Annotated in this window: 10 protein-coding genes; 5 read left to right on the top strand and 5 right to left on the bottom strand. The window is 67.6% G+C overall.

Annotated elements, in window-relative coordinates:
* Positions 1 to 5 precede the first annotated feature (5 nt).
* Positions 6 to 1,601 carry an Hsp70 family protein gene (locus ACGLYG10_RS11880; RefSeq protein WP_073332284.1) on the bottom strand — a complete coding sequence of 532 codons (1,596 nt, stop codon included), beginning with the start codon at positions 1,599 to 1,601 and terminating at the stop codon, positions 6 to 8.
* A 306-nt stretch (positions 1,602 to 1,907) separates the two neighbouring features.
* Between ACGLYG10_RS11880 and ACGLYG10_RS11875 the strand changes: the two genes are divergently transcribed.
* From ACGLYG10_RS11875 to ACGLYG10_RS11860, 4 genes are all read left to right on the top strand, one after another.
* Complete coding sequence (locus tag ACGLYG10_RS11875) at positions 1,908 to 3,134, top strand: inorganic phosphate transporter (protein ID WP_073332281.1); 1,227 nt, start codon at positions 1,908 to 1,910, stop codon at positions 3,132 to 3,134.
* Positions 3,131 to 3,367, top strand: coding sequence for a hypothetical protein (locus ACGLYG10_RS11870; protein ID WP_073332278.1), 237 nt, complete (start codon positions 3,131 to 3,133; stop codon positions 3,365 to 3,367). The genes ACGLYG10_RS11875 and ACGLYG10_RS11870 overlap by 4 nt, the downstream gene beginning before the upstream one ends.
* A gap of 64 nt (positions 3,368 to 3,431) precedes the next feature.
* Positions 3,432 to 4,961, top strand: coding sequence for a glycoside hydrolase family 32 protein (locus ACGLYG10_RS11865; protein ID WP_073332275.1), 1,530 nt, complete (start codon positions 3,432 to 3,434; stop codon positions 4,959 to 4,961).
* 214 nt (positions 4,962 to 5,175) lie between these two features.
* Complete coding sequence (locus ACGLYG10_RS11860) at positions 5,176 to 7,191, top strand: sucrose-specific PTS transporter subunit IIBC (protein WP_170866517.1); 2,016 nt, start codon at positions 5,176 to 5,178, stop codon at positions 7,189 to 7,191.
* Positions 7,192 to 7,319: 128 nt separating this feature from the next.
* On the opposite strand, the gene ACGLYG10_RS11855 is transcribed toward ACGLYG10_RS11860, so the two are convergent.
* The 4 genes from ACGLYG10_RS11855 to ACGLYG10_RS11840 all read right to left on the bottom strand — a co-directional run bounded on the left by ACGLYG10_RS11855 (position 7,320) and on the right by ACGLYG10_RS11840 (position 11,151).
* Entirely contained in the window at positions 7,320 to 8,324 is a 1,005-nt protein-coding gene (locus tag ACGLYG10_RS11855) for a LacI family DNA-binding transcriptional regulator (RefSeq protein WP_073332269.1), read from the bottom strand.
* Positions 8,325 to 8,693: 369 nt separating this feature from the next.
* Positions 8,694 to 9,419, bottom strand: a complete 726-nt coding sequence (locus ACGLYG10_RS11850; RefSeq protein ID WP_280173617.1) for an ABC transporter ATP-binding protein — start codon at positions 9,417 to 9,419, stop codon at positions 8,694 to 8,696.
* Positions 9,416 to 10,546 carry an ABC transporter permease gene (locus ACGLYG10_RS11845; protein WP_073332263.1) on the bottom strand — a complete coding sequence of 377 codons (1,131 nt, stop codon included), beginning with the start codon at positions 10,544 to 10,546 and terminating at the stop codon, positions 9,416 to 9,418. The genes ACGLYG10_RS11850 and ACGLYG10_RS11845 overlap by 4 nt, the downstream gene beginning before the upstream one ends.
* Positions 10,547 to 10,956: 410 nt before the next feature.
* Positions 10,957 to 11,151, bottom strand: a complete 195-nt coding sequence (locus ACGLYG10_RS11840; protein WP_073332261.1) for a hypothetical protein — start codon at positions 11,149 to 11,151, stop codon at positions 10,957 to 10,959.
* 241 nt (positions 11,152 to 11,392) lie between these two features.
* Between ACGLYG10_RS11840 and ACGLYG10_RS11835 the strand changes: the two genes are divergently transcribed.
* Complete coding sequence (locus ACGLYG10_RS11835) at positions 11,393 to 12,052, top strand: TetR/AcrR family transcriptional regulator (RefSeq protein WP_073332258.1); 660 nt, start codon at positions 11,393 to 11,395, stop codon at positions 12,050 to 12,052.

Genomic DNA, 12,052 nt, shown 5'->3' with positions numbered 1-12,052 from the left:
GTACTTCAGGCGGTACGACGGCCCAGCACGTAGGTGCGCGAGTAGCCGTCCGACAGGTCCGTCAATGTCACGCGAATGAGCCCCGCACCGTCGATCTCGTAGCGCTCCTCCACCTGTGGGCCGTTGCCGAGCCGATGCACCGGTATCGCCGCCAGGTCCTCGGCATCGCGCAAGGAGCGGTCGAAGGGAAACAGCACATCCTCATAAGGCGCGAGCCGGCCACGTGGCTCGCCGGATGCATCCACCCCGGCGCACTCCACGAACCGGTAGCGGCCGATGTTGTGTACGGCCGGGTAGCGGCGGGTGATGATCGTGCCGGACTCGCCGTCGGCCCGCTCCTGCACCGATTCCTCGGTCAGCAGGGCGTCGAACACGGTGCGCGCACCGGCGTCGGCCTCCCGGAAAACGCCGAAGCCGCGGGAGAGCCGGTCGGTGAGTGCCACCTCCGCATTGCGGTCGGCGGCGATGGCCAGGCCGATCGCGGTGGAGGCGCCCGGGTAGGGGGAGCGGTGCACCCTCCGTCCGAAGCGCTCCCGCAGCAGCCGCGGCACCAGCGGGAAGGCGGAGCCACCGCCCACCAGGTAGATGCCGGCAATGTCGGCCAGGTCGGGTCCGCCGTCGTCCAGTCGGCCGATCAGCGGGGCCATGGTGTCCAGGCTGCGCTGGAGCAGCGGCGTCGCGGCGGCGTAGAAGTCCGCCGCCGGCAGTACCACGTCCCTGCCACGCAAGGTGATCAGCAGGCGCCGGGTCTGCGGTGCCATCGACTCCTTGGCGTCGCGGCACTCGTCGAGCAGGTCATCCTGCTCCCTGCTGGTCAGCTCCTCCTCGGCCACCCCGGCCCGGTCCAGCACCAGCTGGGCGAGCAGCAGGTCGAGGTCGTCGCCGCCGAGGTCGGAGGCCCCGCGTGAGGCGAGAACCTCGTGCGACCGACCACGCACGTCCACCAGCGAGGTGTCGAATGTGCCGCCGCCCAGGTCATACACCAGCACCCGAGTGCGCCGGGAGGACACGGTCGCGGACTTGCGGTGGGTGTACTCGAAGCCGGCGGCGCTGGGCTCGTTAAGCATCGCGGTGACGTGGAAGCCGGCCGCCCGGAAGGCGTCCAGGGTGATCAGCCGCTGCGCTCCATAGGCGTGCGCCGGTACCGCCACCACGATGTTGGCGTCCTCGGAGCCCGGGTCCGCGCCCTCCAATGCGCCGGAGTCGGTCAGCTGTGCACGCACTGTCGTCAGGAAACTGGTCAATAGCTCCAGCACCGTGAAGCTCGCGTCACCGAGCTGCACGGGTGTCTGGGCGGTGACCGCGGGAGAGGAGAGCAGGCGCTTGAGGCTGCGCAGCAGCGGTGCGCCGTTCCGGGCGGCCGCCCGGGCCGCAAAGCCGTGTACCAGGCCGTCGTCGGTGAGCGCCGTCAGTGAGGGGAAGAACTCGTGTACGTCGCCGTCGGTGTCGGTGAAGCCGACGACGGGATAGTTGCCTCGGTCCGCACGGGCCACGACGGTGCGCGTCGTACCCAGGTCAATGCCGAGGTCCAGGGGCGCGGAGGGTGCGCGCCGACGCTTGGGGGTCTGTCGCGTATTGCTGCTACCGCTTCGGGCTGCCATGGAAACGACCCTATCGCTCGGGCCCGTCCGGTGCCCGGCGGCGCGGCGGCGCAGCGGTGAGGCGTGGGCCTCTTTGCCACTCTTCGGCTTGGCCCCCGGGGGTGACCCGGCCCACTGGGCCCGAGCGACGACGTCGCCGCCACCACACCTCGAGTGAACAGTTGGTGAATTCCCTCCGTCTGGGCTTCGGCGGCTCGCGCCGGCGGGGTAAAAATGACAGCAGGTCGCTTTCACACGACCCGGGTGCGTTAAGTGCCGGACAGCCTCCGACGCGACCGCGCTCCCGCCCACCCGACCGGGAATGGCATGAGTACAACCCTTTTCATCGTGGTCGTGGTCGTAGTCACGGCGCTCGTCTTCGACTTCACCAACGGCTTCCACGATTCGTCCAACGCCATGGCAACCTCCGTTGCCACGGGCGCCTTCACGCCGCGGCGCGCCGTGCTGATCGCCGCCGTCCTGAACGTCGTCGGCGCCACCCTCTCCACCGAGGTCGCCAGGACGATCTCCCACGGCATGTTCGACGACGCCCTGATCCAGGCGGCCCCCGAAATGGTGTTCGCCGGACTGGCCGGTGCGATCCTTTGGAACCTCGCCACCTGGCTGTTGGGCCTCCCCTCCTCCTCCTCACACGCCCTGTTCGGCGGACTGATCGGCGCCGTCGTCGTCGCCGCCGGATTCCAGGGGGTTCACTGGGGCACGGTGATCTCCAAGATCATGCTGCCCGCCCTGATCGCCCCCGCCGTAGCCGCGGCGGCGTCGGCTGTCGCCACCTGGGTCAGCTACCGGATTACCGGTCCCACGGACAAGTTCGGTGACAAGATGTTCCGCAACGGCCAGCGCATTTCCGCCTCCATGGTGGCCCTGGCCCATGGCACCTCCGACGGGCAGAAGACCATGGGGGTGATCACCCTGGTGCTCATTGCCGCCGGATACCAGGAGGCGGGATCCGCACCGTACTCGTGGGTCGTACTCGCCGCCGGCGCGGCCATCGGGCTGGGCACCTACTCCGGCGGGTGGCGCATCATGCGGACGATGGGCAAGGGCCTGGTCCACATCGATCCGCCGCAGGGATTCGCCGCGGAGACGACGTCCACCGTCGCCATCCTGGCCTCCTCCCACCTGGGATTCGCCCTGTCCACCACGCACATCTGCACTGGATCGATCCTCGGCACAGGTATCGGCCGAGGCGCCAAGGTCTCTTGGGGCACCTTTGGGAAGATGGGCGCCGCCTGGCTCATTACGCTGCCATGTGCCGCCGTGGTTGGTGCCGTCACCTCCTTCATCGCCGTCAAGGGCGGGGTCATCGGCACCATTGGGGTGATTGTGCTGCTGCTGCTCAGCGCCCTGCTCATCATCCGCCAGGCCAACCACAACAAGGTGGACTTCTCCAACGTCAACGACGCCGACAAGGTGGTCGTCGCCAAGCAGACGGATCCGGAGTTGGGGCGGCCCCCGAGGAGCCTGGAGCAGGTCAAGGCCGAGCTTGTGGGTACCAGCCCCAGTGACCGGGGGACGGGGGCGCTGGTATGAGCATCGACTGGTCCTCGCTGGGCCTGGTCACGCTGGTCACCGTGGTCGGAGCGGCCTTCATCCTCGCCGTCACCTCCGCGGCCGTGCGCATGCTCACCGCGGTGCGCATCAAGCGGCAGTCCGGCGAGGTGAACGGGCTGCACGCCGCCGAAGTGGCCGCGGGCTTCTTCATCGCCTGCGTGGTGGCCATCGCCCTGTTCGGGCTGTGGCTCATCATCCCGTACTTCCACTAAACCGCCGACACCTCGTGTGCGCGTTCGGGTGATGCCTAACGAGTCCGGCTGTTAGTGTCGCCACATGACCGAGGATCTGAGAGCGGCCGCCCTGGAGGCTGTAGCCCGCTCACACGCAGCCGCAGACCCCGACTACCCCGTGGTGCATCTGGCCCCGCCCGTCGGACGGCTCAATGACCCCAATGGCCTGCTGGTGGACTCCGGCACCTACCACGCCTTCTACCAGTTCAGCCCCTTCCACCCACACCGCAAGCTGGTGTACTGGGGACACGCCTCCTCCAGGGACCTGCTGCACTGGACCCACCACGATCCGGCCATCATCCCCGACTCGTTCTACGACCGCTCCGGCGCCTACTCCGGCGGTGCGCTCGTGCTGGAGGCGGAGGAGACCGCCGCGGCCCCAGCCGGCGCCCCCTACCAGTTCTTCTACACCGGCAACCTCAAGGATCCGGTCACCGATGAGCGCACCGCCAGCCAGTGCCTGGTCACCAGCCCCGACCTGGCCGGCTTCACCAAGTGGCCGGACAATCCGCTGCTGCCCGACCACCCCGCCGGCTACACCGCTCACTACCGTGACCCGCAGGTGTGGCGCGATCCCGATGAACCCGGCAGCTTCCGCATGCTTCTGGGCGTCCAGCGCGAAGACCTGACCGGAACCGCACTGCTGTACCGCTCAACCGACCTGCGTGAGTGGGAGCTGGAGGGTGAGTTGACCTTCCCCGACGCCGGCGGCGCCTTCGACCACTTCGGCTACATGTGGGAGTGCCCCGGCCTGGTGCACCTGACCGACGAGCTTACCGGGCAGGTGCGTGACGTGCTGATCTGGTGCCCGCAGGGAGTCGCCCCCGACACCGAGGGCTACGAGAACATCTTCCCCTGCGTCTACACCGTCGGCCGCCTGGTGGGCACCGAGCTGCGCGAGTGCGACGGGACCTTCGCCGAGCTGGACCGCGGATTCGAGTTCTATGCGCCGCAGGCCTTCGCACGGCGTCCCAGCGAGCCCGGCCCGGTCCTGCTGACCGCGTGGGCGGGCAACGCCTCCGAGGATGATCAGCCTTCGATCGACACCGGCGGCTGGGTGCATGCCTTGACGGTGCCGCGCGTGCTGACCCTGCGCGGCGGTCGCCTGCTACAACGGCCGGTGACAACGCCGAGCGACGCCACGCCTGGGCTAACCCTGGTGGGGGAGGGCCGTCAAGCGGCCGCCCCCATCCGGGAATTGGAGGGGCACCGCTCCTGGCAGTTGCGTCTCCAGGCCGCGCCCGATGCGGACCGGTGGGGGCTGCGGATCGGCACCGCCGACTCCTGCGTCACCATCGAGCTTGCCCGTGCCACCGACGGCGCCACGCAGTTGATCGTGGATCGGTCCCGCTCGCGCTACACGCAGCACGGCGCCACCCGCATCGTCACCCTGCCCGCAGGCACGGCGCCGCGACTGGAGGTGCTGCACGACCGTTCCATTACCGAGGTGTTCGTCGGTGACGGCGAGATCGCCTTCACTCTGCGCAGCTTCGTCGCCCCGCACGCCACCGGTGCCGGCCTGCTGGCCGACGACGGAGCGCAACTGACGGCGGGCACCGTCGTTTACGACTGAGTGCAGGCTTGGGGCGCGCGTCCGCGGCGGGGCGCGTCAACGCGGCGAATTGCCCGGCCCCAAAGGTTGCGGAACTTCAGGGGCGAAGGTAGTCTGACCAACGTTTGACATAGGTCTAAGCGCCCGGTCGGCGACCGACCCCCGGCGTACCGGAACCTTCCGTCGAGCTCAATGCAGAGTGATCAGTTCCCACAGAAAGGAAGCCCGGGTGGCTATGGATCACGCCCGCGTGGCGAAAGACGTCCTGACATACGTCGGTGGCGCGGATAACATCAATGCGGCCGCGCACTGCGCGACCCGCCTGCGCCTTGTCCTTAATGACATGGACAAGGTGGATCAGAAGGCGCTGGACAAGGATCCCGATCTCAAGGGCACCTTCGTCGCCGGCGGTATGTTCCAGATCATCGTCGGTCCCGGCGACGTCGACATCGTGTTCGACGAGATGGTCAAGACCGGCGGGGTCAAGGAGGTCTCCAAGGACGAGGCCAAGCAGGAGGCCGCCAAGAGCGGCAATATCGTCTCCCGCTTCATCAAGATGATCGCGGACATCTTCGTCCCGATCCTTCCCGCCCTGATCGCCGGCGGTCTGATGATGGCGATCAACAACGTGCTCCGAGCCGAGGGCCTGCTCTTCTTCCTGCACGGCGACTCGCTGGTCGGGCACTACACCTGGCTGACCGACTACGCCGACCTGATCAACATGATCTCCTCGGCGGCCTTCGCCTTCCTGCCGGTGCTGGTCGGCTACTCGGCCACCAAGCGCTTCGGCGGCAATGTCTACCTGGGTGCGGCGATGGGTGCCGCCATGGTCTCCACCTCGCTGCTGTCCGCATATGACATGGCCAAGGAGGACGCCGCCCAGGCCTTCTGGGAGTACATGGGCGCCTCCGACACCTGGAGCCTGTTCGGCCTGACGGTCGACAAGATCGGCTACCAGGCGATGGTCATCCCGGTGCTGTGCGTCGCCTGGATCCTATCCACCATCGAGAAGTGGTTGCACAAGCGGCTGTCGGGAACCGCGGACTTCCTGCTAACGCCGCTGATCACCATGCTGCTGACCGGCTTCCTCACCTTCGTGATCGTCGGTCCCATCACCCGGCAGCTGTCCATCTGGATCACCGAGGGCCTGGACTGGACTTACAACACCCTCGGCCCGGTCGGTGGTTTCCTGTTCGGCCTGGTCTACTCGCCGATCGTGGTCACCGGTCTGCACCAGTCCTTCCCGGCCGTCGAGATCCCGCTGCTGCCCGTCAACGGCGGCGTCGGTGACTTCATCTTCCCGATCGCCTCCATGGCCAACGTCGCCCAGGGTGCCGTCGCCCTGGCGGTCTTCGCCCTCACCAAGGATGCCAAGATGAAGGGTCTTGCCGGTGCCGGTGGTGTCTCCGCCGTCTTCGGTATCACCGAGCCGGCCATCTTCGGTGTGAACCTGCGCCTGCGCTGGCCGTTCTTCATCGGTATGGGGGCTGCCGCCATCGGTGGTGCCGGCGTGGCCCTGTTCCACGTGCGCGGTGCCGCTCTGGGCGCCGCCGGATTCGTCGGCTTCGTCTCTATCATCACCGATAAGATCCCGATCTACGTGGTGCTGGAGATTGCCACCTTCATCATCGCCTTCGCAGCCGCCTTCGTCTACGGCCGTACTCCCAAGGGGCAGGCGTCCTTCGCCGCAGACGATGAGGTGGACGAGGCGGCGCTGGAGGCCGAGGCCACCAAGGCGCATGCGGCCACCGTCGAACTGCCCGCCGAGGCCGCCACCGACTTCACCATCACCTCTCCCATCCAGGGGCGGGCGGTACCGCTGTCCGAGGTGCAGGACCAGACCTTCGCCTCCGGGATGCTTGGTCCGGGCCTGGCGGTGGTGCCGGACTCCGGGCCCGTCGTCTCGCCGGTTGATGGCGAGGTGCTGGTCGCCTTCCCGACCGGCCACGCCTACGGCATCCGCTCTGCCAGCGGCGTCGAGCTGCTGATCCACGTCGGCATGGACACCGTTGAACTGAACGGCAAGCACTTCACCCCGCGGGTCTCCGCCGGTGACAAGGTGCTGCGCGGACAGACGCTGGTCGAGGTCGACTGGGCCGGCGTAACCGCGGACGGCTACCAGACCGTCACCCCGATCGTGGTGTCCAACGCGACCGCCTTCGGTGGCGTCACCGACGAGCACACCGGCGCAGTCGACCGCGGCGACGCGCTGTACGCCGTCGCCCCCGCCACCGAGCCGGTGGGCGCTTGAGCCGCGCGTGTAGGACCTGCCGAGTCCCGTAAACGAAGGCCGGTGGCCGTCCCGGGAAACCGGGGCGGCCACCGGCCTTCGCACCCCCGCATGCCGCGGCGTGGGGGAGCGGCGGGAGAAGACGACGGCTACGTCGTCTTGCCGGGAAGCAGCTCTCCGGGCAGCTCTATGGGGGAGTCCACCGGAGTGGCGTCCTCACCATTGGCATGCGCCTGAATCTGGGCCAGCAGCACCTCGACGGCGGCGTGCGCCATGTCGGTCAGGGGTTGGCGGACCGTGGCCAGGCCCGGCAGAGCGCGCCGCACGGCGGAGGTTCCGTCGAATCCGATCACCTTGAAGTCCTCTGGCACGCGCCGGCCGTGGCGCTCGGCCCAGTCCAGGACCGCGGCCGCAGACAGGTCATCGGTGGCGAAGACGGCGTCGATCTGGTCTGCTGCGGCGTCCAGGTGGGCGTCGATGAGACGGGCCCGCTCGTCATCGGGAGTATGGAAGTCGACGGTGAAGATGAGCGGCTCGACGCCGGCCTGCTCCAGGACACTCCGGTAACCGGCCTCGCGCCGGTTGTGCGGACCCGTGCGTGAGGTGAGTAGCGCAGGGCGGAGGGCCCCGCGATCCAGCAGCAAACGAGTGGCCTGGTGTGCGGCCGCCTCGTTGGCGCAGCGGATGTTCGGGATCGTGGGGGAGATGTCCCGGTCGATCGTCACCAGCGGCATACGTACCGTCTGGTACTCGCTGAGGTCGTCGTTGTGAGCGCCAGAGATGATGCCATCGACGCGGTGGGAGACCAACAGGTCCAGGTACTCCCGCTCCCGCTCCGCCCGGCCCATCGAGTTGCACACGAGCATCCGGTAGTGGTGCTCGGCCAGGGCGGTCTCGATTTCATCGGCGAGCTCGCCGAAGAAGGGGAGGGCGACCGTCGGCACGATTACGCCGATGATGTTGGTCGACTTGCCATGCAGCGCACGGGCGACCTGATTGGGCCGGTAGTTGAGCTGGGCGATCGCCTTGGCGACTCGATCCTTAGTCGCCTGGCTGAGGTATCCGCGGTTGTTGAGGACCCGGGATACGGTCGTTAGGGAGACGCCGGCGACTTCGGCGACGTCAGCCAGCGTGGGTTCGTGACGTACGACCAACGGCGACTCCTTTGTGAGACTACTGCATGAATCTGTAACACCGGGCCGACCGATTTGCGCGGCCGTCCGACAAATCCCGCCTAAGCCTAGTCCTTGGCAGGCCGATGTTGTGCATCCGGCCACCAAACGGCCGTCTTGGCCGCATCTATGTCATAACATTCTAGACCATGTCACGGGGTGGTGGGTTCCCATACCGGGCAAGCATATGCCGCACCGGCGACTGCCGCCCACATGACCTGCACATATTCCCGGGGACTAGTTCCTGCCGATGACCGGACAGGCGCGGGGTGGTGGGCCATGCGCACGCCTCGTTGCGCGCAGGCGTCTCGGCAGGGCATAGAGGTCCTCGCAGTGCCTGAGCCGCGGGGGTCACGGCGGCTCGTAACGCCCCTGGTCGTTGAGCACGCCGTCGTGCATGACCATGACCCGGTCGCAGACCGGCAGGATCCGTTCATCGTGGGTGACCATCACCGTCGCCTTACCCAGTTCGTGTGTCTGCTGCGCGAGCAACTGGGCCACGTCGTGGGCCCGGTGCGAATCTAGTGCGGCCGTGGGCTCATCGGCCAGGATCACCTTGGGATCGTGGTACACGGCGACGGCGATCGCGGCGCGCTGCTTCTCACCCCCAGACATCTGGGAAGGGTAGGCGCGAACGCGTTCCCCGATGCCCAGCATGGCGAGCAACTCATCGCGACGCTCCGTGGCGGGGGCGCGCCGCAGCACCCGGTCATGCAGCGCGAACTGGTCGGCCAGAGTCAGGAACGGGACCAGGCCCGAGCCCTGGAGCACAAAGCCCAGGCATCGCCGACGCAGTTGCGCGCGCTTCTTCTCGGGTAGCGCGGAGAACGGGCTCCCGTCGATTTCAACGGTACCCGTGGTGGGCGTGCGCAATCCGCCCATAACGGTCAGAAGAGTCGACTTGCCCGAACCGGAGGGGCCCAGGATGCCGACAAGCTCACCGCCGTGGATTTCCAGATCCGTGCTTCTCAGTGCGTGCACGATCTCCCTGCCCTGGTGGTAGTCGCGCGATACCCCGGACAGCGCCATTGCCGCCGCAGTAGGCGCGTCTGTATGCAGATGGGCGTCGTGTCTCATGAGATTGCCTCCACAGGATCAATGCGGGCGATAACGCGCACCGACGCCAGCCCTCCCAGGACCGATACCAGGATGAAGGCGGTAGCGATCACGGCGTTGAGTCCCGCAGACAGGCGGAACGGGACGACGTCTGGAAGGATGACCGAGGTCAGCAGGGTCAGCAGCAGGCCCATCAGGACGCCGGTTGCCGCAAGGACCGCGGTCTGGGCGCCTCCGGAGCGGATGAGGTAGCCGGTGGGGACCCCGCGCGCCCTCAGGATGCCCAGAACCGGGCGCTTCTGGAGGGTGAGTACGTAGAGGAAGATCCCGAGTACCAGTGCGCCCACGAGAATGAGGGAGCCGATCATGAGGGTGAATGTCAGCACCTGGGCGGAGTACCCGGGCAACGTCTGAATCAGCTCCTCGGTCGTCAAAAGCGTGAGCCCGGCGGCCGAGGCCGCCTCGACCGCTCGCGAGTCCTCCGTGATGTTGCCGTCAAGCACGACGGCGCTGGTCGCGGGGGACTGGGTGACCGGTCCCTTCTCGCGCAGGGCGTTCGCATCCATGGTGAGTACGGGGGTGGCCTGGAACGTGGTGTCCCGAGTCAGGCCGGTGACGGTCCACTCGTGGTCCGAGCCCAGGAGCCGAACCGTGTCGCCGACGGCCAGTCCGTCCGCCCGCAGGCTCTCGTCGGCCAGGACTTCTTTAGTCGGATCGGTGATCCCGGAGCCGGAGACGATGGTGGGGGAGAGCCGGCCGTCCAAGTCGATGCCGAAGGCGAAGACGTCCGCCTTGGACTCGTTCTCCGCGTCGCCCTGAGCGCCGTCCCCGTCCGCCCTTGAAGGCAGCTGCGCCACGACGGGAACGGAGATGAGGGGTGAGGCATGCGTGTCGGCGTCCTCGGCAATTGATGTGGCGCGGACCACTTGGTCGTTGGTCATTTGCGAGGCCGAGATGTTCTCGTTGGACGCCTCGGTGACCATGATGCTGCCCGAGTGCCAGCTGTCCACGATGGCCCGGTAGGAGCCGGCCAGGCCGGTGGCGAGGGAGGCGAGGAAGAAGGTGAGGTAGGTGATCAGCGTGATCACCGAGACGACGAGCGCGAAACGACCGGGCTCATGCTGAATCTCACGCAGAGCAAGAAACACCGAGGCTCCTTCTTTGAACTCCTAAGCGGTTCGTTGCCGGCGGGAGGCTGTAGACCCATATCCGCTCGGCCGGACCAAGTTGACGATCCGCGAACTGCGCAACAGCTTGCCCTCGGCGGCAGGGTGTTCCGTGTGAGCGGCATTCGAGCAGCATCGGAATCTGGGCACGGTTGAGTGCCGGCGGTCGCGCTGTTGCGTGTGGGGCTCTGAGGGGAGGAGCGCCCTCTGAGTTTGAGGCAGGTCCTGGGGCGGGGCGGGCGGACCTGGTCCTCGGATCAACGCCTCAACCCAGAAATGACATAATGTACATTATCGGCGTTGCTGGCGGGGGCGTTGACCGGTCCGGACTGGGCGGCCGGGCTTCGTCTGAGTGTGTTCCAACTGGCGCCGGTTCGGCTGCGTCTCGCGTGCTACTTCCCGTAGCGGCGATGGACGGCCTGCTTGCTGATGCCCAGCGCGGCGCCGATGGCCGTCCAGCTGTGGCCGGCGTTGCGCGCCCGGCGCACGGCGACTTCCTCGGCGGCGTCGAGTTGCCTGCGCTTGCGCACGATGCGTCCGAGCTCTTTCAATGGTGCGTCGTCGTCGGCGCCGATCAGGGTTTTCATGCCGTCAATTTTAGTTGACTTCCCGGCGGTACGGCAAGCTCTTGCTGGAACGAGCCGGCATTCGTCCCTATGGCAACGGTCACAGTGCCTGAGTGGATGTGCAATGCGCCTAATGTGGGTGACGAGCGGTGTCTGTTGGTCCTGCCGGCCCTGAACTACCCGGCACGGCTTCCCGGGCTGTGCCCGCCGATGCGTGAGCTGTTACTTTCGCGCACGACTTTACATGTGTAAAGTCGGGGGTGTGACATCGAACCTCCAAACGGCGTCGTGCACCGACTCGCGCACCGCCTCTTCACCACAGTCGCGGCAACGACTGGTCATCGCCGCGACCGCGCTGCTCGACGAACGCGACCCCGTAGGGATCACGATCACCGACGTCGTCAAGCGCGCCGGGCTTACCCGCCCTACCTTCTACGCCTCCTTCCCGGATCTGCCCGGGGCCTTCGCCGCGGCCGCCATGGCCCGGCTCGAGGACGTATTCGCCGCGGCCCCGCCGGCAGCCGCCGCACGGCAGGCCGACGCCGAGGAACTGGCGGCGACCTTCCGGCAACTGCTCACGCGCATGCAACCCCACGCCGAGTTCTTCCTGCGCGTACTCAACGGTCCCGGAGGTCCGGCCACCGAAGCGGCGATCATTCAGTACCTCGCCGAGAGGCTGCGCAGCTCCTCCCCCGCCACCGCCGCGCTCGCCGCGGGGCCCCTGCCACTGCAGGTAAGTAGTGAGGCGATCGCCGCGGGCGTCACCTGGACCATGCGCCGTTGGCTGGCCGACCCACACGCCCCGGGCGTCGAGGCGACCTCCGGTCTACTGCGCGATCTGGTGCTGCGCATGACCGCACCCGGGCTTGGCGGCCGTGCGGCCGACCGCGGCGTCTCCACGGACGAAGGCGTCAATTCATGA

Origin of the sequence: Actinomyces glycerinitolerans (assembly GCF_900098745.1) — a bacterium.
Classification (GTDB): domain Bacteria; phylum Actinomycetota; class Actinomycetes; order Actinomycetales; family Actinomycetaceae; genus Actinomyces; species Actinomyces glycerinitolerans.
The sequence above is the reverse complement of the archived record's forward strand: the minus strand, read 5'-3'. Positions and strand labels throughout refer to the sequence as shown.